Raw genomic sequence first — 22,727 nt, 5'->3', positions numbered from 1 at the left:
ACATGTATGTTTTTTTCTACAATTCAATCGAAAAGCAACCCTTCTATGCGGTCAAATGGTCACTATCAGCGCCTATAATTGGATTAATTCAATATTTTATATGATCTAAGTAATAGGATGAAATGTTTGGTTTTTGCTACTTTTGACATATAACTATGAGAAAACTTCTTTTTGCGCATGAAAATCTTTCCGGGCCTGTTGTGGCGGGGTTTGTATTGACCTTGATTTTCCTTGTCCAGACTGCGCTTTTCGCACAAAATCAGGTAGTTGAAAAACATTTTGGTATGATCGGGGAGGCAAGTCTTCAGCAGCTTCGCACGGCTTGCATCAAGGGTCGCTACGTCCCGCTCACCATGGAGCCGGTCACCTTTGTGGCCTACCTTAAGTTTCCGGATAAGATAAAGATTGAGTGGACACAGGGTAGAGTCAAGTGGACGGACACCTATGCCAATGGAAGGGCTGTCAGCAGGCAGGGTGGTGTTACTACGGAGTTGGAGGGAAAGGAATCATTCGACCTGTTTTGGATGCTAAGGTCAACGTCGCCTTTGCGGGAGGCAGGAAATGGCCAATTCAGTTTGTCCGCCGAAAAATGGAATAACAGGGAATTTTACAAGCTCGTAACTGACACCGAAGAATCACAATTGGAGTTTTTAGTTGATAAAGGAACCTACGAAATAGTGCTCGAAAGAATTATCAGTGTGTCAAAGTCGTCAAAAAAAGACGTGCAGGAAATCAAATACCTCAGATACATGGACCTCGGGGGCGTGAAAGTACCAGCGGTGTTTGTGATGGACACGGAAGATGGCAGTGCCGATCTGATCTACGACGAGGTGCTTTTGGGCTACCCCCTCAACGATAGCTTTTTTAACTGACAGCGGTCAAATGAAAGTAGCCATTATTCAACACGCCCCCGAGTATCTTGACAAGAAGCGGAGTTTGGAAAAAGCGCTTGTGCTTATAAGGGAGGCGGCCAGCGGTGGAAATGTGTTGGCCGTTTTTGGCGAAAGCTGGCTAAGCGGCTACCCAGCCTGGCTCGACTATTGCCCGGGTGCTGCACTGTGGAACCACGAGCCAACAAAAGAGGTCTTCGCAAAAACCCATGAAAATGCGATAGTGATCGACGGGCCTGAAATGACTGTTTTACAACAGGCTGCGTCCGACCTCGGTATAGCTATATGTATCGGAATCAATGAGAAAACCGGCAGCGGAAGCGCCAATGGAACGTTGTATAATTCAATGGCTATTATTAGCCCGGCGGGTGAGCTGGTTGTGCACCACCGAAAGCTGATGCCGACTTTCACGGAAAAATTGATCTATGGCGTCGGTGATGGAAACGGATTGCGGTCAGCTGAAGTGGCCGGTGCAAGAGTAGGCGGGCTCATTTGCTGGGAGCATTGGATGCCACTTACCAGACAAGCCATGCACGAAACATGCGAGCTGGTTCACATTGCGTTGTGGCCCACGGTACACGAAATGCACCAGGTAGCCAGCCGTCAATACGCTTTTGAGGGCCGGTGTTTTGTGCTGGCCGTTGGGCAGATACTGAGAGTCAAAGACATTCCCGCAGCCTTTGAGCTTCCCGAAGAATTAAAAGCCAACCCCGAAAGCTTGCTCCTGAAAGGTGGGAGTTGTGTGGTGGGGCCTGATGGATTTTACATGCGGGAGCCTATTTTCGATTTGGAAACTACGATTGAGGTAGAGTTGCCCTTGCGTGAGGCTATAAAGGAAAAAATGACCCTTGATGTAACGGGTCATTACAAACGAGAAGACGTTTTCGACTTCAAGGTAAACAAGAAAAGGAACCAATAGATACTATTGGTTCTCCTTCTGCTCCATTTTGTGTGAGATAAAAAGCCCGGCTCCTCCAAAGATAAAAATCATGGAAAAATAGGCTACCTCTTCGTCTCTGAAGAAGCCTTCAATAAGCCCCCCAAATAAAATTCCGCAGCCTACACCAATAAACAACAGCCCAAATTTAAGCGCAATGCTATTGGTTGACTTCCCTCTGAAAATATTGGGGTCGGCGCCTTTTTCAATGGCGGCTAGTCGCTCGTCGTTTAGAAACTTCCTCCAAAAGATAATGGTGATAGCAATGGAGGTAAACAACGCTAATGGGATTAATACTTCCGGTCCGTGCATATTATTTTAAGTTTTGATTTGCCCCTATGACGCCCCACTCTTTGCAGCGGTTACAAATGAAAACTTATTATTTTTTTCGGTAACTTCTGTACTCAAAGATGCGTCATAGGGGTGGTGTCAGAAACTAGTTATACAGAAGAGGAGCTAATCACCTTTATCAAAAAGGGCGAGTCTGCCTACTTTCGCCATTTGGTAGACAGGCACAAAAGCTATGTTTACACGCTTGCCCTCAGGGTGGTGTGCTCACATGAAGATGCTCAGGAGGTGGCACAGGACTCTTTTATCAAGGCCTACAACAATATTTCATCGTTCAAAGGAGACGCTAAATTCAGCACATGGCTTTATAGAATTGTTTTTAACACTGCTATAAGTAAAAAGAGAAAAAAGAGACTACCTGAAACAGATATTGAGAAGGCTTCTGGCGTTTTGGATGCGGACGGCATGAACTCCAGTGAACTGTTGTCGCAAAAGGAAAGGAGGGCCTGGATCAATAAGGCGATTGAACGGCTGCCTGAGGATGATGCGTTTTTGATTACACTATATTACTTTCAGGAACTGACGCTGGAGGAGATAGAAAAAATTACTGGGTTTGCCCCCAACAATGTTAAAGTAAAAATTTTCAGGGCACGAAAAAAGCTGGCCGAATGGTTGGGCAAGTGCTTGCAGGAGGAAATAACCTCATTGACCTAAAAAGAAAAGGCAATGGAAAACATGGAAAAAAGATTATTCGACTATTTAGAAAATAAACTTCCAGCCGCTGAGAGGAAAGAGCTGGAAAAGCAAATAAGCAAGGACAACGTTTTGCAAAAGCAGTTGATAAGCATGCAAAATGCCGACAAGCTCATGGCCAGGCATAACATGATGGAGCTCGATGATGTATTTTTCACCGATGGCATCATGAATAGGATAGAGGCCGGAAAGGCCAGGGCCAGTAAAAGCAATCGCCTTCTTTGGATGGCACTGGGGATTTTTGCAGCTATGTTCGCTGCTGTACTGAGCATACTGCCTTTATTTCAGGAAACGGTACAGAGCCCATCTGTAAAGCCCGATTACCTTCCTGAACTCCCAGCGTTCGACTTTGCTCCTATGCTCGAAGTAATCGACAATCCAGCGCTGATTCAGCTCGTGGTGATTGCCACGGCCATTGCTGTGTTGCTGGTGGCAGATAAATTACTAGGTGGGAAATTCAAACCTAACCTGCCGTCTCTCTTTTAGCTTCGAGCTGCCGGTTGCGGAGGGGCAGGTCAGAAAATATTACCGAAGAGCATTCATTAGCTCCCACAGCCCACGCACTCAAACTCAGAGTTGCTCGGGCGAACTCCTTCAAGTGTCATTTTGAGGTTGTGGATTTTATCCCTGATCTCCATGTCCTGAAACATGTCGCCGGTAAGCTTGCCTTCCAGTGTTGCGATTTCGCCTTCAACGGCGGTTTTTTCCTGATCAGTCATTACTAGTGGTTTTTAGGTTAATAGATTCTGGATATCTTCTTTCGAAAGATTTTTTACAAAACTCTCTTCGGTGCTAATTAATTCCGTAGCCAGCTTCATTTTCGACTGCTGAAGCGCCAATATTTTCTCCTCCACAGTGTTCTTCGTGATGAATTTGTAGGTAAAAACCTTGTTTTCCTGCCCAATTCTGTGCGCTCTGTCCACAGCCTGTGCCTCCACGGCCGGGTTCCACCAGGGGTCGAGGAGGAACACATAATCGGCCTTTGTTAGGTTGAGGCCCAGCCCGCCAGCTTTTAGGGAAATCAGAAACACCTGAATAGATGGATCATTTTGAAACTTCTCGACTTGCGCTTGTCGATCCTTCGTTGATCCATCGAGATAACAATAGGTAATTCTGTTTTCTTTCAGGTAATTTTCCAGCAAAGCCAAATGTTTCACGAATTGACTAAAAACCAAAATTTTATGGTCTTTGCCTACCGCTGTTGCCAGCATGTGGGTCACGTCCTCCATCTTTCCTGAGTCGCCACCATAGTCGGGATCAACGAGCTTGGGGTGGTTGGCTATCTGCCGGAGCTTTGTCAGGCCCTGTAGCAAAATCATGTGCGACTTGTTGACGCCATCCGTTTCTATCTGATCCATGATTTTGTTTCTGAACAGTGACTTGGCTGTTTCATACTCCTCTTCCTGCATGGCAGTCATGGTGCAATACTGAACGTTTTCAACTTTCTCAGGCAGCTCAGTAGCCACCTGGTTTTTCTTCCTCCGCAGAATAAACGGTTTTATAATGGCGTAAAGCTTCTGAACCTTCTTTTCGTCGTTCTTTTTTTCAATAGGGTTAAGGAACTCATTTTTGAAAAATGCCTGATTTCCCAAAAGTCCGGGGTTGATAAAGCTCATTTGCGACCACAAGTCCAGCGTAGTGTTTTCGACTGGTGTTCCCGTCAGAATAAGTTTGTGCTTCGATCGAAGTTTCTTCACCGACTTGGCAATGTTGGAAGAAGGGTTCTTAATGGCTTGAGACTCATCAAGTATAATGTAGTTGAAGTAAAACTTTTCCAGCAAGTCGATGTCAAGCCGCACGATGCCGTAGCTGGTGAGCACCAGGTCGTAGTCAGCAAATTTGGTTACATCTTTCTCTCTTTGTGTGCCTGTGTAGTTCAGCACTTTGAGGCCGGGAGTAAACTTTATTGCTTCTTTTTCCCAGTTGTAGATAAGCGATGTGGGCATGACAAGCAAGCTGGTGCCGGTGTTGCCGTTTTGTTCTTCTTTCACGGCTTGAAGCATTGCGAGCGTCTGCACGGTTTTGCCCAGGCCCATGTCGTCTGCCAGGCAGCCGCCAAAGTTGTAGCTGTTGAGGAACCTTAGCCAATTGAACCCAGCTTTCTGGTAGGGTCTTAACGTGCCCTTAAAATGCAATGGGGCCGGGAAGTCCTCGATCTCCTCAAAGCCCCGCAACTTCTCCAGTTTTCTGCTGAGTGTAACGGTAGCCAGGTCGCTATTGCTCAACTCCTTAACCAGCGCCAGGTGATGTTTTTTGAGTGAAACGGCACTTCCGTCAGCTTTGCCATCTTCGGCAAAATTGAAAAGCTCTGAATATTCCGTAAACCAGGCTTCGGGGATAACGGCGATTTCCCCATTGGGGAGCCTGATTTCCCTTTGCTTCCGAATGATATGCTTTCTGATGGTTTGAAACGGTATTTCAAACTCCCCGAACCGGACCGTGGCAAAAATGTCGAACCAGTCAATGTTTTCTCTTACCTCAATCGAGATTTGTGAAGTACCGATAAAGTACCGCTTGTCTCCCTTTTGGTTTTGCTGGAGCTTGACTCCAAGCTCTGCCAGCTTTGGGGCGGTAAAGGACATCCAACTGAACGCTTCCCCTTTGTTCAGGGTGGCCTTTGCATGCTTCAACTCCAGCCCCGACTCTTTCAATAGGGCGATAATTTCCCGTTCTCTTGTCAGGTCACGGTTGACCCTGTGAAATGTGTAATCGTCTCCGTTTTGCTCTACCGACACACTCACTTCTGTCAGATTTTCAGCTTTGAATTTGTACGGGCCGTATTGAAAGACGAGCTCAAAAAGCATTTTTTCATCGTTGGGATCACCTGCCACAGCCACATTGCCCTCGTCGGAAAAGAGTGATAACTCTTTTGTTGACGCAAGTTCAGAAAAAGTGATGACAGCCTTTGGAGGGAAGCTAACAGTGTTGATGGTAAAGCCTTTGGCATATACGTCAAAAGCTGCAACGAGAGGAGCGACGAATTTCCTGTAGTAAGTATCCTCCACCGACTTGGGGATCACAATAAACTTTTTGTTTAAGAACGGGAGCAGTTTGTGACCATCTACTTCTTTTTTGAAGGTGAACAGCATATTGTCCATCACCATCCAGGCAGGCTTTTTACTTACGATGTAGGCCCCCTTGTTGTTGAATTCAAGCTTTTCGCCGTTCAATTTTAATGTTGGGAAATAGTGGGTGTTGTCCTCATTCCGCCTAAAGTGGAAGAGAACAGTTGCCGGTTCGTCCTGCCATTCCAGCTTTTTCCAGGCAGGGTCACCATCTCGCCCCATTTCGTACACCTCCTTGTTCACCATCAAGGGCAGTAGTTTTCCTCTCCTTCTTTCCAGGTACTGCTCAATTTCCTGCTGTAGTAGCTTGTTTCCTTTTTCGGTGTCGTAGGTTTTCAAAAAGAATTCAGCCGGCTTGATCTTTTTTTTATGAAAGTGACTCACCACCGCATCCTGCTGCATCGAGTCCATCGTCTTTATGAGTTCGTAATCGACTTCGTCCAGCCCGGAAGCAAACTCCTGTGCGTTCTTGAAGGAAATATTTTGAGAAGCCAAAGAAAGCCTGCCTTTTTCATCTACTTGTACCACGAACGATTCCGCCAAATAGCCGAGGTACTCGTGCTGGAACAGAGAATAAATTAATTTGAATGGTTTTGCTGGTGAAACGTTCATTAATAGATTCAAAAAATTTTCAAACCTGAAAACTAACCATTATCGGTCAAATAAGCATCAAAATTCTGTAATCTGTTTGACTCTAAAATCAACGAAGTTTCCCCAATCAGTTGAAAACTAAAACATTGATAGCCTTATTCGTGAAGCACCCGAGAGCGATTCATTTTATATACGGCAAAAATGAACCGCTGATGGGTTCACAAGTCAGCGATAAACTTTGATTTGCTGGCCAGGTAGGCGGGTCTGTAGGAGGCAAGCAAGGTGACCAGGATAGAAAGCACTGCAGTAACGGCAACGTCCAGGGGATCGATGAGCACAGGATAGGCGTCTACAATAGAGCTTTGCATACCCAAAGAAACAACTCCAAACTGCTGCTGAAGATAGCTTAAAGTAAGGCCCAGCACGAGGCCGATAGAGGCACCGATAAGTCCGATCAGTGCACCTTCCGACACGAAGATTCTCCTGATAAGCTTATCTGTGGCACCAAGCGCATAGAGGATCGCCACATCTCTTTTCTTTTCAAGGGCAAGCATGGAAAGCGAGAAGAAGATATTAAATGAGGCGATGGCCACAATAAACGAGAAGGTGAGAAAAACGAAAAGTTTCTCCCACTTCAGTATTTTAAACAGATCGGAGTGTTGCTCTTCTGAAGTTTGGATTTTGAATTGGCCACCAAGTAGTTTTTGTAAAGCCGGCTTCACACCTTCTGGCGTGAAACCCTCCTGCAGTTGCAGCTCCAGGCTTGTTCTCTTGTTGCCAAACTCTGTTAGGGTAACAGCGAAATCTAGCGGAACGAAGATGTATGTCTCGTCGTACTGCTTCTCAATCGCAAAAAAGCCACCTGGCATAATGCTTTGCTTATTGAAATAGCTGGATGGGCTTAACGAACCCGGGTTTACATTTTTTGGATAATGAAGCTGTAATGCCAGAAATTCGTTGTTGGCTGAAATAGAAAGAGTGTACTGAAGACCACGACCAATGATAGCCCTTGGAGCGTTGTCTTTTTTAAGCAGGAGCTCGCCCTGAACAAGGTGCTCATCAAAGCGGTGGTTACTAATGAAATTGTCGCTAACACCCTTTATTTTGGCCACCATGTCGGTGTCGTTGTAGGAAATGAGCACAAAGTCTTCGATTACTTCCGATACTATCGACACACCCGGAACGGCCGCTATTGAATCAATCAGGCTTTTGTTGGCTACAAAACTTTTCCCCTTTGAAGCCTCTACTTTTATCTGCGAGTCGAATGTGCCGTACAGGTTTCTGAGAATATGCTCCAGCCCATTGAAAAATGACAGACCGATGATCAATGCCATGGTGCCAACGGCCACCCCCACCATAGAAATAATGGAGATGATATTGATGAAATTCTTCTTTTTCTTGGTGACGAAATACTTCCTGGCGATGAATAGAGGTAGATTCAAAGTAGTAGTTCGTTAATCTTCTGTATCGTCAGTTTCGTCCGCCGGTGGAATCTCAAGGCTGTTGATCAAACTATCCATCTTGTGAGCATGATCCTCAGTGTCATCAATAAAGAAAGCAATTTCAGGAATTATTCTTACCTGCTTGCCGATCCGTTGCCCAAGCAGCTTCCGAACCTGGCTCTTGCGTTCGTTGATCTGTGTCAGCATTTCGTTTCTGTCCTCTGCCATGAATATACTGAGGTACACTTTGGCAAAGCCGAGGTCTGGGCTCATTTTCACCAGCGTAATGGTGATAAAGGCCTTTCCAAACATGTGTTTTGTGTCACGCTGGAAAATTTCCCCTAATTCTTTCTGTATTAAGCGGGCGTATTTTTGTTGTCTGGTGCTCTCCATAAGATGGCAAATATCCGCATTATTTTGCACAATCGGCGTTATAACACGTATTTTCGTGGCAAGACAATAACCTTGAGAAAATCCGTTGCTATCTTTTTTTAGAATAAACGACCCTTACCGCCTCATTTTTGTGCTGCTACTTTTGGTGCTGGTAAGGCTGCCATTTTACATTTGGGGAATTCCACTCACGTTGCCGGAGCTGCACTGGAGGCTTATTGGGGAGGCAATGGCTCAGGGTGGCCACCTTTATCTCGATATTTGGGACGACATCGGGCCGCTGTCAGGCGTCATGTATCAGGCGATCTTCTACCTGTTTGGCGACTCCCGCTGGCCTTACTACGTCATCTCTGCTTTGCTGGTAATTATTCAGGCTGGGCTATTCAATCAGGTGCTGCTCCGGAACAAGGCCTACAAGGAAAACACCTACGTGCCTGCATTGTTCTACATGATGTACATGAACCTTTCGTTCGATTTCATCACGCTACCGCCCATTCTGTTCAGTATTACGTTCATCTTGTTAGCGATCAACAATATTTTCCGGCGCATAGACAACAATACCCGGGATGAGCTTTTTCTGTACACAGGGCTTTACTTGGGCATTGCAGTATTATTCTATCTGCCACTACTTCCCTTCCTTTTTACCACAGCTTTATCGCTGGCCCTCTTTACGGGATCCATACCACGGCGGTACATCCTGCTCTTTTTTGGTTTTTCGGTATTGATTTCTGTTAGCTATGCCTACTACTATTGGTTCGACGCCGTGGATGAGTTCCACACGCAGTTTATGAAAGGACTTTGGAGAACGAGAAAGCATTATTTGATGTCCTCGTTTCAGCTTTTGGTCATCGGCGGATCCTCACTGTTGATCCTTGTGGTCTCTCTATTTCGGATTTACACCAAAGCGAGATTTGCCAACTATCAGGTAAAATTTCAACAGGTCATGTTCATCAATATTATTGCCGGGTTCATCACGCTGGCTATTTCAAACCAAATCGTTCCGCAGCTGCTCCTGATTTTTGTGCCCCCACTAGCCTTTTTTACTGCTCACTATATATTGGAAATGAGGCGGAGAATTTGGGCTGAAATATTTACTACTTTGGTTTTTGTTTTGGTGCTCGGCTGGAGCTATGCAATGTTTAAGCTGCCTGCCAGGCTCAGTGAGACAATTACTTACGATGCATATTTCGCTCAAAAGGAGTTGTTGCCAGCCAGCTACTCAGGCAAGAAAATATGGGTAATTGGCGATAAGGAAAGCTACTACGAAAGCGCCGTATTGGGCAGTAAATACCTGAACTGGAACCTGAGTGAGGAGGAGGTAACACAACTCGATTTTTACAGCAATGTTGAAAACGTATTCAACAATATCGATCAAATCCAGCCCGAGGTAATCGTAGACCTCGAAGGCCTGATGCCTAAGTTAATAAATCGGGCACCTGCTATAGGCGAAAGATATGAGAGCGTGGAGGGGACGAACCTCTACATAAGAAGGGAGTAGTCAACAGCTTATTTTGCCCACCCTTCGTTCGTGTCTGCCTCCCTCGAATTTAACTGAAAGAAAAGCCTTAACCATTTTTTCAGCTTCTTCATAGTCAACGAATCGCTCTGGCATGCACAATACGTTGGCATTGTTGTGCTGTCTGGCGAGCGCAGCTAGTTCTTCTTTCCAGCAAAGGGCTGCTCGTATTTGCTGGTGTTTATTGGCTGTCATGGCCACACCGTTGCCACTGCCGCAAATAAGGATACCAAAATCAGATTCATGACTTTCGACGGATGTGGCTACAGGATGAGCGAAATCCGCATAGTCTATTGAATCAGCACTGTGGGTGCCAAAGTCCTTTACTATGTGACCTTCACGTCGCAAAAAGGCAAGTATCTTTTCTTTGTAACCGAAGCCAGCATGATCAGCTCCCAGGGCAATTTTTAAGCTCATGATTTCGGGTTTCGTTTCAGCGCTTCTTTTGCTTCTTCTCTCGCTTCTCTGCGTTTGATTCTCTTCGAAATATAGATACTCACTTCATAAAGCCCGACGATCGGCAGCGAAACAAGCATTTGGCTAAAAGGATCTGGTGGAGTAATCACAGCGCCAACAATGAAAATAACAACAATAGCATGTCTTCTGTAGGTGATCAGGAATTCCGGTGTTACAATTCCGGCCTTTGTTAGGAAATACATCACAATCGGAAGCTGGAAAATCAGCCCGCTTGAAAGTACCAACGTCACTACCGTGGAAACATAAGAGATAATATCAAACTCGTTGAGAATGGATGGATCCAGCTGATAGTTGGCAAGGAAGTACACTGACACTGGCGTCACTATAAAGTAGCCAAATAGCACGCCAATCATGAAAAGGAAGCTCACAAAAAAGGTGGCCCCACGGGTCAAATTTCTTTCATGTGAGTAAAGTCCAGGCGCTACAAAACGCCAAATTTCCCAAAAGGCATAAGGGAAGGCACAAATAAGCCCCACTACCAGTGAGGAGGTGATGTGCATGGTAAACTGCCCGGTAAGCTGTCGGCTTTGGATAATGAAAGGAAGCTCATTGATGCACAGGGCATCAATCTTAACAATCTCGGAGAGCTTGCAAAGCATTCTGTACGACCAAAAGTCAGTTTTGGACGGGCCAAGAATCAGCACGCCAAATATGAAGCCCTTGGAAACAAAGGCTGCCACGGAAAAAACCAATACTGATGCTACTGAACGCACCAGATGCCACCTGAGCTCTTCCAGGTGGTCGATAAACGACATTTCTTTCTCTTCACTCTCCGCCACGGCCGGTATAGTTTAATTATTTGTAAAGTGGGAAGTTGCTCATCCAGCTATTTACCTCCTTCTTGATAGCGGAAAGTTTGGACTCATTTTCATGGTTCATCAATGCGTCGTCCACCAGTTCGGCGATTTTCAGCATGTCATTTTCTTTGAGTCCTCTTGTGGTCATGGCCGCAGTTCCGAGCCTCATGCCCGAGGTTACAAACGGAGACTTGTCGTCGAAGGGAACCATATTTTTGTTGATGGTAATATCTGCTTTTATAAGGCCATTTTCAGCCTGCTTGCCGCTTAAGTTTTTAGGGCGCAGGTCGATCAGCATCATGTGGTTGTCGGTGCCATCCGAAATCACTTTGTAACCTTTGTCGACAAATGCCTGAGACATTATCTTCGCATTTTTTTGTACCTGCAGCACATAGTTCATGTAGTCGTCCGACAAAGCTTCCTGAAAGGCAATCGCTTTGGCTGCTATCACATGCTCCAGTGGGCCGCCTTGCGTGCCAGGGAAAACACCGCCGTCCAGCAGCGAAGTCATCATTCTCAAGTCGCCTTTAGGCGTCTTCAGCCCAAACGGATTTTCGAAATCCTCCCTCATCATAATCATGCCACCCCTTGGGCCCCGCAGTGTTTTGTGAGTGGTGGTAGTTACTATGTGGCAATAGTCAAGCGGATCGTTGAGCAAACCCCGGGCAATGAGCCCCGCAGGATGTGATACATCTGCCAGCAATAGGGCACCTACTTGATCGGCGATGGCCCTGAGCCTTTCGTAGTCCCAGTCTCTGCTGTAAGCTGAAGCACCACAAATCATCAACTTAGGTTTTTCCTTCTTTGCTGTAGCTTCTACCACGTCATAGTTGATGACGCCGGTTTCCTTTTCAACGCCATAGAAATTGGCCCGGTACAGCTTGCCTGAAAAGTTGACGGGGGATCCGTGAGTTAAATGCCCACCATGTGAGAGGTCAAACCCAAGGATAGCGTCACCGGCATTAAGCACTGCCAGCATCACAGCGGCATTTGCCTGAGCCCCTGAGTGGGGTTGCACGTTGGCCCAGGTGGCGCCAAACAATTCCTTTGCACGCTCAATCGCAAGAGTTTCTATTTCATCAACGACTTCACACCCACCATAGTATCTTTTACCAGGGAGGCCCTCGGCATATTTGTTGGTTAACACGGTACCCATCGCCTCGATTACCTGCGGAGAAGCAAAGTTCTCAGAGGCTATCAACTCAATGCCGTCTTCTTGTCTTTTCTTCTCTTTTTGGATGAGGTCAAAAATCAATGTATCTCTCTGCATTTCAGGAATTGTTTGCGGCCAAAGTTAGCGCAAGCAGTAGAATTTACCAATTGAAATACCAGACGTATTACAATGCCTTTTTTAGCATGCGACAACCAAAAGAAATATGCCTTGACGAAGCCCGCCGTTTCGGCCAACTGACACAGCTGCTATATGTTGTTTTACCCAAAAAAAACGTACATTTTTGTTCCCATTTCAAAATAAAGGCAACATCCGCACAGCGCATACCTGTTGGATCAGGAATTAATTATAAGGCAAAGGACATGGCACTAGAAGAATACCGGAAGCAGATAGATGACCTCGACAACAGGATTTTGGACTTATTAGCTCAGAGGATGGAAGTGGTGAAGCAGGTCGGCGATTTAAAAAGAAAGACCAACGCCACGATTTACCGCCCCGAAAGAGAAAAGGCGATCATCGACAGGCTTGACAAAATGAACAAAGGCTTGCTCAACAGGGCGGCCATTGAGGCCATCTTTCTTGAGATTTTCGCAGTAGCGAGGAATCTGGAGCTGCCCGAACGAGTGGCTTACCTGGGGCCGGAAGGAAGTTTTACCCACCAGGCAGCAGAAAGCCGGTATGGGGCAATGAGCACTTACACTTCACTTAACTCCATTGAAGCGGTGTTTGAAACCGTTAAGAGCGATAGGGCGAGGTTTGGCGTAGTGCCTATTGAGAATAACCAGGAGGGGGTGGTGCAGGAAACCATTGACCTGCTTGGCCGCTACGACCTTAACATCATTGCCGAGCTGCCTTTGGCCATCCACTTCGCTTTTGCCACTGAAGAAGAAAACCTGAAAAGCATTAAGAAAATTTATTCTAAAGACATTGCTTTCAGGCAGTGTAGTGCTTTCATCGAGGATCACTTCGACAAAGGAGTGGAACTGGTGCCGGTCAACTCTACTAGCACGGCTGTAAAAATAGCCAAGGAAGAAAAAGGTGCGGCGGCCATTTGCGCTCACATTGCAGCCAAGGAATATGACCTTCCGATACTGTTTGAGAACATTGAAGATTCCGGAGAGAACTCTACCCGGTTCATCATTCTTTGCAAGGGGCATTTTAACGAGCCAAGCAACAACGACAAGACATCCATTTTGGCACGCCTGGAAGATAAGCCGGGAGCTTTGGTTACGTTCCTGCAAGAATTTCACAAGGCCAAGATCAATCTTTGCAAAGTTGAGAGCCGGCCAGCTAAAGAGGGCTCTAATTTTAAGTATATTTTTTATATCGACTTCGATGGCCATTTCAATGATAGACGGGTCCAAAAGGTGGTGAAGAACTACTGGCACAACATTAAGTGGTTGGGCAGTTATGTGAAGCTGGTTTAGTCAAAAAAATAGTGCCGTTGGAAAGAACGAAACGCACTTTTAGATCGTTTTAAACTCATCTGGGAAATATTTGAGGCCTCAAATTCCAAAGCGTGACAAACAGCCACGCTTGCCTGGAAAAGAACACAAAAAAACCATCGAAATGAAAAAGTTATCAATGCTGGCCGCAGTGGCTATAGCTTTTGGAATTGTGGTTGAGGCCAATGCCCAACAAATTGAAATAGGTAAGAACACCAAAATTGAGAGGAGCGAAGTGCCCATTCGAATCCTCAAAAGCCTGGAGAATGAATTTCCGGAAACGAGTAATTTCCAGGATCAAACCTGGTACCTGCACTACATGGAAGGCAAGGGCAGCGTGACGGCAAAAGTGTATAAGGTAGTCATCGAAAACAGTGATCTGGATTTCACAGCGTACTACAAACCCGATGGGGGGTTTGAAAAGGCTAATGAAATAAAGAAGCACGCCCAACTGCCCGAGGCAGTAGAAGCTACGATACACTCGCAGTATAGCAATTGGAAGGTGGTTGATCGAAATGAAATCATCTCGGTAGGCAGGTTCAACCGTGATAGGTTTGAGATACAGCTGGAAAAAGGCAACCTGGAGCGCCTGATTGTGGTATCGCCCGATGGCAAGGTGATCCGGGACAGGCATTCATGATGAGGCGAAGAAATCAGATCAATAAAGGGGGCGATGGCTCCCTTTTTTTATGCCGTAACGTTCATCATTTCCAGCAGGTCGTCAATATACTCCCGGGAATTGGAAAGCCGTGGCACTTTGTTTTGGCCGCCAAGCCTCCCTCTTTTTTTCATCCACTGATAGAAAGTGCCTTCTTCTACCACGTAGAGCACAGGCGCTTCGAGGGCAAGGCTTTTATACCGTTTGGCGTCGTAATCTGAATTGATTTTTCGAAGGGTGCTGTCCAAAACCTCTATAAACCTGGTTCTGTCGCTTGGAGGCTTAATAAACTCCATCACCCATTCGTGAGCTCCCTTTTGTCCACCCTCAAGGTAACGTGGGGCGGCCGTAAAATTGCTGATCACCGCCGAGGTTTCCCTGCATGCTTCAGTAATCGCCGTTTCTGCATTCTCAATAATCAGCTCTTCACCAAAGGCGTTAATGAAGTGTTTCGTCCGGCCGCTGATTTTCACCCGGAAAGGGCTGATAGAGGTGAACTTAACCGTGTCACCAATTCTGTATCTCCAGAGCCCAGCGTTGGTGGTGATAATCATCGCATAATTAACCCCAATTTCTACCTGTTCCAACGTTAGTGCCTTGGGGTGATCGTTGCCAATTTCTTCAAAAGGGACAAATTCATAAAAAATGCCGTAGTCGAGCATCAACAGCATCTCGTCGGAGTTCCTTTGGTCTTGTATGCCAAAAAAGCCTTCGGACGCATTATAGGTTTCCATGTAGCGCATGCCATCGGAGGGAATGAGCGCCTTAAAGAGGTCTTTGTACGGGGGGAAAGCTACTGCGCCGTGGAAGAAGACTTCCAGGTTTGGCCACACTTCCAGGATATTGGTTTTGCCTGTTAGTTCCAATATTCGCTGTAGTAAGACGACCGTCCATGTGGGCACGCCACTGATGCTGGTCACGTTTTCCTCCAGAGTGGTGGTGGCCATCATCTCAATTTTTTCTTCCCACTCGTCCATCAGCGCAATTTCCATGCTTGGTGTGCGCACAAACTGAACCCATAGAGGAAGGTTCTTGATGATGACAGCGGAAACGTCGCCATAATAGGAGTTGGCGTTTTTATCAAACTGATTGATCTGCTGACTGCCGCCAATGGTGAGGCCCTTGCCTGTAAAAAGCTTGGATTCGGGGTAGTTGTTAACGTAGATGGAAATGAGATCTTTGCCACCCTTAAAATGGCAGTCTTCAAGTGCCTCGGGAGAAACGGGGATGAATTTGCTGCGTGCATTGGTAGTGCCCGACGACTTGGCAAACCACTTTACCTCGCTTGGCCAGAGCACATTTTGCTCCCCCTTCATTAATCGGTCAATGTAGGGTGCCAGTTCTTCGTAAGACACGATCGGCACCCGCTTTTGAAAGTCCTCATGATTTCGAAAATCCACAAAGCCGTATTTGTTGCCGTATTCTGTGTCCTTACCCCGCTGAATCAGCCTCTGGAAAAGCTCCTCCTGCACCTCAAAGGGATACTTCATGAAAAGCTCGATCTGGTGGATTCGCTTTTTCATGACCCAGGTCATTATAGAATTGAGAATTTCCATTGGTGTTGTTGACTAAACTTTTCTTTTCAACTCGAAGTGCTTGCCCAGGTACACCCTTCTTACCTGTTCGTCAGCAGCCAGCTCTTCTGCAGTCCCTGATTTTAGCAGTTTTCCTTCAAACATCAAATAGGCCCTGTCAGTTATCGACAGCGTTTCATTCACATTGTGGTCCGTGATGAGGATTCCAATGTCCTTTTTCTTGAGCTGTGCCACAATAGTTTGGATCTCTTCCACAGCGATTGGGTCTACCCCTGCAAAAGGCTCATCTAATAATACAAAATTGGGATCAACTGCCAAAGCCCTGGCAATCTCCGTCCTTCTTCTCTCTCCTCCGGAAAGCACCATGCCGAGGTTTTTGCGCACATGCCCGAGGCTAAATTCCTCCAGCAGGCTCTCAAGCTTTTCTTTTTGCTCAGCCTTCGGAATATTTCTCATTTCGAGAACAGCCATGATATTTTCTTCCACACTTAATTTTCTGAATACGGAGGCTTCTTGTGCTAAATAACCAATGCCAAGCTTGGCTCGCCGGTACATCGGCAGGTCGGTGATGTTCTGGTCATCCAGAAAAATTTCCCCGTCGTTGGGCTTTATCAAACCTACGATCATGTAAAAGGAAGTCGTTTTTCCGGCGCCATTGGGACCAAGCAAGCCGACAATTTCTCCTTGCGAAACCTCAACCGACACATTGTTGACAACGCTTCTTCCTTTATACTTTTTTACCAGGTTGTGTGCACTTAGTTTCATTGATCCTTTCAGGTATTAATCAAGCTTCAAATCTTTGATGTGTAATTGCATGGTTTTGTTTCCCATAAAGTCATTCTCTTCAATAGTATAGGCCACATTGAAAGGTGTGCCATTTGCAATAGCATCATAGTACTCGCCAAATCCAAAAGCAATAGCCTCAAGGGAAGCCTTGGAGCCTTCCTGGCTCAAAAACATTTTCAGGTGTATGTCTTTCAGCTGCTTTACCGATTTGGCAACTACGTTGGTGGAGACAAACACCGGTTGCATGTTACCTGGCCCAAAAGGAGCCATTTGCCTTAATATATTGAAAAACTTGTGGTTGATACCCTCTATTGGAATCGCCAGGTCGATGTCAATGATTGGCTCCAGCATTTCTGGCGTAATTCTTCTGGCCACCACCTCTTCGAACCGTTCCTTAAAGGCCTCAACCTTATCCAAATTCATCGTTAGCCCGGCGGCGTACTTATGGCCGCCGTACTGATCTAGTAAGTCAGCGCATTCTGCAATGGCTTCGTACACATCGAAGCCAACTACTGACCTGGCACTGCCCGTTGCTTTGCTATTTGATTCAGTCAGGATAATGGTTGGCCGGTAAAACTTTTCTATACAACGGGACGCTACAATGCCTATAACGCCCTTGTGCCAGTTTTCTCTATAAAGCACGGTCGAAAAAGATTTCTTGAGTTGATCTTCCTCTTCAATTATTGCCAGTGCTTCTTTGGTAATATTTTCGTCAAAGCCCTTTCTAAGGTCATTTTTGATGTCAAGCTGGGCTGCCAGTTCTTCGGCCTCTTCCTCGGTTCTGGCCAGCAATAGCTCCACTGCCGCACCGGCGTGATCGATTCGCCCGGCGGCGTTGATGCGAGGCCCGATGCCAAAAACTACTCGGGTCACTGTAACGTCTCCCCGGATACCCGAAAGGTTTTTCAAAGCTTTCAGACCAGGCAAAGGCGATTTATTAAGCTTCTGCAAGCCAAAGTAGGCCAGCACCCTGTTTTCGCCTACAACAGGCACGATGTCGGAAGCAATGCTGACAGCCACCAGGTCGAGGTAGAGATAAAGCTCCTGAATGTCGACAGTGTTCTGAATGGCAAAGGCCTGCATGAGCTTGAAACCTACTCCACAGCCGCTGAGCCCATCAAACGGGTAATCGCAATCGAGGCGCTTTGGGTCAAGCACGGCAAATGCCTTGGGCAGCTCCGGGCCCGGAAGGTGGTGGTCGCAAATGATGAAATCGACCCCCAGGGAATTGGCCAACTCTACTTTTGAAACTGCTTTTATGCCACAGTCAAGCGCAATGACAAGCGTAAAACCCTGCTCGGCTGCCCAGCGGACGCCAGTTTCTGAAATGCCGTAGCCCTCATCGTAACGGTCGGGGATGTAGTAGTCAATATTAGAATGATACTTGCGGAGAAAGCCATAAGCCAGTGCCACAGAAGTGGTGCCATCCACATCGTAGTCACCATAGATAAGTATTTTCTCTTTTTTGAAAATCGCCTCACTCAACCTGTTCACGGCCTTTTCCATGTCCTTCATCAGAAATGGATCGTGTAGCTGGCCGAGGTGTGGCCTGAAGAAGGCACGGGTCTCTTCGAATGTGGAATAGCCTCTTTGCACCAGCAATGCTGCCAGGGTATCGCTTACCTTGATGCCTGAAGCCAGCGAATGCACTGTTTCGGGATTAGGTAGGTCTTTGTATACCCATCTTTTGCTCATTTATTGCTGCGATTGAAGTACTTGGGAAATATGAAAAACAGGTTATTTCCAAAAATACAAATTCAATCGATTGATGAGCGATAGTCTGTAAAGAAATGAGGAGAATAAGGTCACATGCCCGACGGAGGCGTCGGGAGGGAGTATCTTAATTCGAAAAAATATCAAAAGTCCAGCTCGAACTCTCTCTTTTTGAAGTAAGTATCGAACCAATATTCATAGTTGGAATAGTCGATACAGTCCTCAAGCTCAACGCCGTCGTTGATCAGGCGCATGATACTTTTACCTGGCAGCCACGACAACAAAGCGTTGGCCTGGCGCATTGGCAACTGAGAAAGTTGAATGAACTTTTTACCGTTAAGGTAGATGGGTTTTAACTTAAACATGACCCTTTGATTTATTATGCAAGCATACTATTTTATTTTTCCCAGGACGTTAAAATCATGTTAAAGGTTGGTTAATTTTAACGTGTACTCACCTGAAAGACAAGAAATTATAGCTAATCCCCTAAAGCCTGCGAAAATAAACTATTGTGAGGGAGCGTTTGACTCCAACTCGGCGATCCACTGACGGATAAGCGCCACTCCTTCTTTGTGAGGCAAAGACCTGCCAAGTTCTGGCATCATTATACCAGGATCAGTAGACTCCATTCTGAACACAAGAATAGACTCTTCCGGTTTGCCAGGCACTATAGCGTAAAGCCGCCCGCCTGATCCCTTGCCTGCTGCAACGGGTTTTTTCATAATGCCATACTTGCTTCTGTCGCTGACGTCAAAGGTGAGGAATAGCCCCGACGTGTTGGCCGAACCTTCCGGGTGATGGCAGGAACCACAGTTGGCGTCGAGATAGGCCCTGGCGGCCAGACTGACGTTGGCATGTGCGGAGTTCCAGTCAGGAAATGCCCCCAATGCGGCGGCTTCGTCCCGAAGGTCAAGAAGTCCCTTGCTTTTCCAGTAACTCAATTGATTTTGAGTAGTGCCTTCGGGGTAGGTGTAGTCTCTATTTAGCTGCGAAATTTTTGGGCCGAGTGGAATCACGGCGTTGGATCGGCCGTGGCATGTTTTGCACTGATTAACATCTGGCACAGAGTAGCTTACCTTTTGCAGCACGCCATCTTGCTCTAGTTCAACATCGATATTTCCGCCAGCTACTTCAAGAAAAGCTTCCGTTTGTTCATCGTTCCAAATATAGGTCAGGGCCTTCCATTCTTTGTCCGTCTTTTCTATCACCCTCGTTTCCATCAGCTTTCTGCCAGCCTCGTTTTTAGCGGGATAGTGGAAAGTTTTGATGAGCCTGGTGCCAACAGGAAAATCAAGAGAGCCATCGTCCAACACTGTGATTACTTTCTCTGGAGGCAAGGCCACAAACCTGCTTTTATCGGCATAGTCAGAGAACAATGGCATGTTGAGGTCGTAGGGCACAATGCCTTTGCCTGGCACCAAATCCGATAGTTTTCCTTCGAAGAACCCGAACTCCGACAGCTTGTCGGGGCCAAGTGAAAGAGGTTGCCTGTTTTGCCGGATATTGTCGTTGTTCGTTCTTAAAGAAGCAGGGACAAGTCTTTGACTTGCTTCTTTTTTCTGGCCTGAGTCACAGGCAGCAAAAAAAGCAAACAAGAAAAGGACTGGAACAAAAAACCTCATAGCGAAGCAACTGCTTTTTCTAAAACGACGGGTGGAAGCACATTTCCTGAACAGGTGTGTGCATCAATATCCCGGTTGCTGTCTTCAAAATCATTGGCTGCATCCATATTGGCAAACGATGCGTCACCATTGGCTTGCACGCAAATGACCTTGTCAGAGGGTGCGGCGGTAATTCCATCCCAAAGGATGTCAGGAATGGAGAGTCCGAATTGCCATACGAGCAGATAGCCAATATCACTTTTAAGAGAGGGCAAAGTAAAGCTGTTGGCGATGCTGTTATCGTGGATAAAGACACCAGAGGGGATAGGGTTGTAGTTTTTGTCGGCCTTATAAGCAGCTTCATTCTGCGACATCTGTGCATCGCCGTCATTCGAATCGTCCATGGCTGCTGCTGCCATCACAAAGTCATAGCTGATAACAGACACTCCTGCCGTTCTGTTTTCAGATACTTTATTGTTAAAAATTTCTACTGATGTCATTGCCAGCACCATCACGCCTGTGCCGGGAGGCACCGAGGCCACTATGTTCCCTTTAGGGGCGAAGTTTCGGAAATTATTGCTACTTACTTTGTTGTCGAACACTCTGACGTTTCCCCCTAATTGGGAAAGACCCGGCAGGTCGAAAACAAGGATGCCTCCGGTATTGTCGTAAGCTTCATTGTTGAAAACGTCTGCGCTCGTGGTATTCTCTATTTCGATGCCAGCCACGTTATTGTAGGCAGTAGAGTTGCTCACTATAACGTTGTGCGACTGCCCCACATAAATGCCAGCATCTGAGGCGCCAATGGCGACACACCGGTCGATCAAAACATTTTTGCACATCACAGGGTAGATCGCATAAGCGCCGTTGGTTTCTTCAGGCTCACCTGTCCATTCCGATTTCACGTTGATCAGCTCCAGCCCGTTGATGTCTTGTATCTTGATATTGTCGCCAACGGCATCTCTGATCGTCAAATCTTTGAGCACTATCTGGTTTCCGTTTTGGATCCTCAATCCCTCAGCTCCTTCTGTTTGTTCATGAAAGGAGAGAATGGTTTTGTCCATTCCAGCGCCCATAATGGTGATGCTGTCTTTTCCTTCCAAAGTAAGGCTCCTTTTAAATACATAATGGCCGGGTAGTATAACGATAGTATCCCCAGCTTCGGCCATAATGAGCCTGGTCTGCAGATCCTGAGAAATATCCTTGTAGTCGGTATCTTCAAAGGGGATAGCCCTTGTAACAGGGTCGCCACAGGAGGCGACTACCAAAGCTATGAGGGCCAAATAAAAAAAGTGCTTCATGAGTAAGTGTTGTTCAAAATGTTTCTGGGCGCAGGGTAAAAATAAGAAACATCAGCAAAATTGACACGGCTGTAGCTATGAATGAAGCCCCACTTTTTTCTTTTTGCTTACCTTCCTATCTTTCCAAATGCCTATGAAACTTGATTTCGGTGAGATATGGCCTTTTCTGAAAATAATTGGGGAAGAGGCATCAGAATGGTCTTTCAATCTGGTAGCGGGAAATTTTGTGAGTGAAAAGGTTTCCCTAGCGCTCATTCATCAGCTTGAGAATGACCCTTATTATGATGCAGAGATGCTCCCGAATTTATTTACGTTCAGAGAAATATTTTGGCAGCCCAATGTGTACCCCACCTTGAATGCCTGCCTGACAGGGCTGAAACTGGTGGCTAACTACAGCAATGAGCTGACCGAAGAGTATGCGAACTCCACTCGGGAAACGCAGCAATTGTATGTTCATTTGGTGAAACACATCGGCGAACTCGCCCGGCAGGCGAATGAGCAATTGGCGGGCAGCGAGCAGGCGAATGACCAGATTCCTTCGGTTTTGGGGGAGTTTAGAAAGCAGTCTTTTCCCGTTATCATGCTGTTTATTCACCATCCGATGAATAGGGTCGACTACAAGGAAGACGCCTTAAGAAGGATCAATTTTATGGTGAAAACGCTGATAGAGCAATATCAGCTCAGGTTCAACGACTTGCTGCTGCCTCATTGGGAGCTGGACAGGCTTTCTGGCTCGAAAAAAACCGACAGCAAACAGACTGGCGATCAGTCACCCGAACCGTCTTCTGAAGCAAGCACTGAATCGCCCACCTGAATCACCCCCTCCTGTATTACCTTTGCTGTGATGCCCCCATGGCCTCTCATGGCATTGTAACCACCAAAGCCCAATGCCTTCTCCATTTTTGAGCATGGATGGCACAAGCCGGTCATCTCCAGAACAGCAGTGCCAATGGCAAAGGTTTTATCCTTTAGCGCCAGCAGGTTGATGCCCTGCACTACAATATTTCTCCTTAACAACCCCGGATCAACACTTTCTTTGTTCATCATGGAAGCCACAGTTGCCAGATGCTCAGCCTGAATAAGCGTCACCTGCCTGGGGTTGTTGGCGGGCCCTTTGAACCGATCACCCTCCAGCCCCTTTCCGGGTGTTGCTTTCACATTTTTAACTGATAAAACGGCTTCATTCCTTGCCGGACGAACGCCAATCCATGCTACAGTGCCCTTTTGGCTAAAGTGCCTCATAAGCTCTGCCATTGGTGTATTTTGATTTAGCTCTTTCACGGGCGATGGGTAAGGTGAACCGAAGTGCTTCAAACTATTCCAGCTAAATTCAATGAAAGACTTTGAATGATAGTGGAATACAGCTTCTGA

23 protein-coding genes are annotated in these 22,727 nt (G+C 46.4%); 8 read left to right on the top strand and 15 right to left on the bottom strand.

Annotated elements, in window-relative coordinates; genetic code table 11:
- Window positions 1–155 precede the first annotated feature (155 nt).
- Both AAC052_RS19395 and AAC052_RS19390 read left to right on the top strand, forming a co-directional pair.
- Entirely contained in the window at window positions 156–872 is a 717-nt protein-coding gene (locus AAC052_RS19395; protein ID WP_317488824.1) for a hypothetical protein, read from the top strand.
- Window positions 873–882: 10 nt separating this feature from the next.
- Entirely contained in the window at window positions 883–1,809 is a 927-nt protein-coding gene (locus tag AAC052_RS19390) for a carbon-nitrogen hydrolase family protein (RefSeq protein WP_339815118.1), read from the top strand.
- 3 nt (window positions 1,810–1,812) lie between these two features.
- On the opposite strand, the gene AAC052_RS19385 is transcribed toward AAC052_RS19390, so the two are convergent.
- Complete coding sequence (locus AAC052_RS19385; RefSeq protein ID WP_317488822.1) at window positions 1,813–2,139, bottom strand: DUF6249 domain-containing protein; 327 nt, start codon at window positions 2,137–2,139, stop codon at window positions 1,813–1,815.
- Window positions 2,140–2,253: 114 nt separating this feature from the next.
- Between AAC052_RS19385 and AAC052_RS19380 the strand changes: the two genes are divergently transcribed.
- On the top strand, window positions 2,254–2,829 hold the full coding sequence (locus AAC052_RS19380; protein ID WP_339815117.1) for a sigma-70 family RNA polymerase sigma factor: 576 nt from the start codon (window positions 2,254–2,256) through the stop codon (window positions 2,827–2,829).
- Between the two features lie 21 nt (window positions 2,830–2,850).
- Window positions 2,851–3,354, top strand: coding sequence for a hypothetical protein (locus tag AAC052_RS19375; RefSeq protein WP_339815116.1), 504 nt, complete (start codon window positions 2,851–2,853; stop codon window positions 3,352–3,354).
- 56 nt (window positions 3,355–3,410) lie between these two features.
- Here the strand turns inward: AAC052_RS19375 and AAC052_RS19370 are convergent, their stop codons facing one another.
- The 4 genes from AAC052_RS19370 to rbfA all read right to left on the bottom strand — a co-directional run bounded on the left by AAC052_RS19370 (window position 3,411) and on the right by rbfA (window position 8,359).
- On the bottom strand, window positions 3,411–3,587 hold the full coding sequence (locus AAC052_RS19370) for a hypothetical protein (RefSeq protein ID WP_317488819.1): 177 nt from the start codon (window positions 3,585–3,587) through the stop codon (window positions 3,411–3,413).
- Window positions 3,588–3,599: 12 nt separating this feature from the next.
- A complete protein-coding gene (locus AAC052_RS19365) occupies window positions 3,600–6,545 on the bottom strand; it encodes an SNF2-related protein (protein WP_317488818.1) in 2,946 nt (981 codons plus the stop codon).
- A gap of 197 nt (window positions 6,546–6,742) precedes the next feature.
- Entirely contained in the window at window positions 6,743–7,966 is a 1,224-nt protein-coding gene (locus AAC052_RS19360) for an FtsX-like permease family protein (RefSeq protein WP_339815115.1), read from the bottom strand.
- Between the two features lie 12 nt (window positions 7,967–7,978).
- Complete coding sequence (gene rbfA / locus AAC052_RS19355) at window positions 7,979–8,359, bottom strand: 30S ribosome-binding factor RbfA (protein ID WP_339815114.1); 381 nt, start codon at window positions 8,357–8,359, stop codon at window positions 7,979–7,981.
- Between the two features lie 85 nt (window positions 8,360–8,444).
- Between rbfA and AAC052_RS19350 the strand changes: the two genes are divergently transcribed.
- Window positions 8,445–9,854, top strand: coding sequence for a hypothetical protein (locus AAC052_RS19350; protein WP_317488815.1), 1,410 nt, complete (start codon window positions 8,445–8,447; stop codon window positions 9,852–9,854).
- Here the strand turns inward: AAC052_RS19350 and rpiB are convergent, their stop codons facing one another.
- Genes rpiB through glyA form a run of 3 tightly spaced genes read right to left on the bottom strand, consistent with a single transcriptional unit; the run spans window position 9,855 to window position 12,416 of the window.
- Window positions 9,855–10,289, bottom strand: coding sequence for a ribose 5-phosphate isomerase B (gene rpiB, locus AAC052_RS19345; RefSeq protein WP_317488814.1), 435 nt, complete (start codon window positions 10,287–10,289; stop codon window positions 9,855–9,857).
- Window positions 10,286–11,104 carry a twin-arginine translocase subunit TatC gene (tatC, locus tag AAC052_RS19340; RefSeq protein ID WP_317492379.1) on the bottom strand — a complete coding sequence of 273 codons (819 nt, stop codon included), beginning with the start codon at window positions 11,102–11,104 and terminating at the stop codon, window positions 10,286–10,288. The genes rpiB and tatC overlap by 4 nt, the downstream gene beginning before the upstream one ends.
- 40 nt (window positions 11,105–11,144) lie before the next feature.
- Window positions 11,145–12,416, bottom strand: a complete 1,272-nt coding sequence (glyA, locus tag AAC052_RS19335) for a serine hydroxymethyltransferase (RefSeq protein ID WP_339815113.1) — start codon at window positions 12,414–12,416, stop codon at window positions 11,145–11,147.
- A gap of 263 nt (window positions 12,417–12,679) precedes the next feature.
- Here glyA and pheA point away from each other — a divergent pair, with 263 nt between their 5' ends.
- Both pheA and AAC052_RS19325 read left to right on the top strand, forming a co-directional pair.
- The gene (gene pheA, locus AAC052_RS19330; RefSeq protein ID WP_152001544.1) at window positions 12,680–13,744 is read left to right on the top strand and encodes a prephenate dehydratase; all 1,065 of its coding nucleotides are present in this window, start codon (window positions 12,680–12,682) and stop codon (window positions 13,742–13,744) included.
- A 142-nt stretch (window positions 13,745–13,886) separates the two neighbouring features.
- Window positions 13,887–14,402: a hypothetical protein gene (locus AAC052_RS19325; RefSeq protein ID WP_339815112.1), complete on the top strand. Its 516-nt coding sequence runs from the start codon at window positions 13,887–13,889 to the stop codon at window positions 14,400–14,402.
- Window positions 14,403–14,449: 47 nt separating this feature from the next.
- On the opposite strand, the gene AAC052_RS19320 is transcribed toward AAC052_RS19325, so the two are convergent.
- The 6 genes from AAC052_RS19320 to AAC052_RS19295 form a co-directional block, all read right to left on the bottom strand.
- Window positions 14,450–15,943 (bottom strand): GH3 auxin-responsive promoter family protein, encoded by a 1,494-nt coding sequence (locus tag AAC052_RS19320; RefSeq protein WP_317488810.1) that lies wholly within the window; start codon window positions 15,941–15,943, stop codon window positions 14,450–14,452.
- A gap of 45 nt (window positions 15,944–15,988) precedes the next feature.
- The gene (gene lptB / locus AAC052_RS19315; protein WP_339815111.1) at window positions 15,989–16,720 is read right to left on the bottom strand and encodes an LPS export ABC transporter ATP-binding protein; all 732 of its coding nucleotides are present in this window, start codon (window positions 16,718–16,720) and stop codon (window positions 15,989–15,991) included.
- Between the two features lie 15 nt (window positions 16,721–16,735).
- Window positions 16,736–18,436 (bottom strand): single-stranded-DNA-specific exonuclease RecJ, encoded by a 1,701-nt coding sequence (gene recJ / locus AAC052_RS19310; protein ID WP_339815109.1) that lies wholly within the window; start codon window positions 18,434–18,436, stop codon window positions 16,736–16,738.
- A 161-nt stretch (window positions 18,437–18,597) separates the two neighbouring features.
- Window positions 18,598–18,819 (bottom strand): hypothetical protein, encoded by a 222-nt coding sequence (locus AAC052_RS19305; protein WP_152001549.1) that lies wholly within the window; start codon window positions 18,817–18,819, stop codon window positions 18,598–18,600.
- A 141-nt stretch (window positions 18,820–18,960) separates the two neighbouring features.
- Window positions 18,961–20,076, bottom strand: coding sequence for an SO2930 family diheme c-type cytochrome (locus tag AAC052_RS19300; protein WP_339815107.1), 1,116 nt, complete (start codon window positions 20,074–20,076; stop codon window positions 18,961–18,963).
- Window positions 20,073–21,356 (bottom strand): parallel beta-helix domain-containing protein, encoded by a 1,284-nt coding sequence (locus AAC052_RS19295; RefSeq protein WP_339815106.1) that lies wholly within the window; start codon window positions 21,354–21,356, stop codon window positions 20,073–20,075. Before AAC052_RS19295 ends, AAC052_RS19300 begins: the two co-directional genes overlap by 4 nt.
- 133 nt (window positions 21,357–21,489) lie before the next feature.
- Here AAC052_RS19295 and AAC052_RS19290 point away from each other — a divergent pair, with 133 nt between their 5' ends.
- Complete coding sequence (locus AAC052_RS19290) at window positions 21,490–22,170, top strand: hypothetical protein (protein WP_339815105.1); 681 nt, start codon at window positions 21,490–21,492, stop codon at window positions 22,168–22,170.
- Here the strand turns inward: AAC052_RS19290 and AAC052_RS19285 are convergent.
- On the bottom strand, window positions 22,122–22,610 hold the full coding sequence (locus AAC052_RS19285) for an MOSC domain-containing protein (protein WP_339815104.1): 489 nt from the start codon (window positions 22,608–22,610) through the stop codon (window positions 22,122–22,124). The two genes, AAC052_RS19290 and AAC052_RS19285, sit on opposite strands and share 49 nt — an antisense overlap.
- Between the last annotated feature and the right edge of the window lie 117 nt (window positions 22,611–22,727).

The organism is uncultured Imperialibacter sp., assembly GCF_963974565.1.
In the GTDB taxonomy this organism is placed as follows: Bacteria; Bacteroidota; Bacteroidia; order Cytophagales; family Cyclobacteriaceae; genus Imperialibacter; species Imperialibacter roseus.
This window is presented reverse-complemented; position numbering and strand designations above follow the sequence as displayed.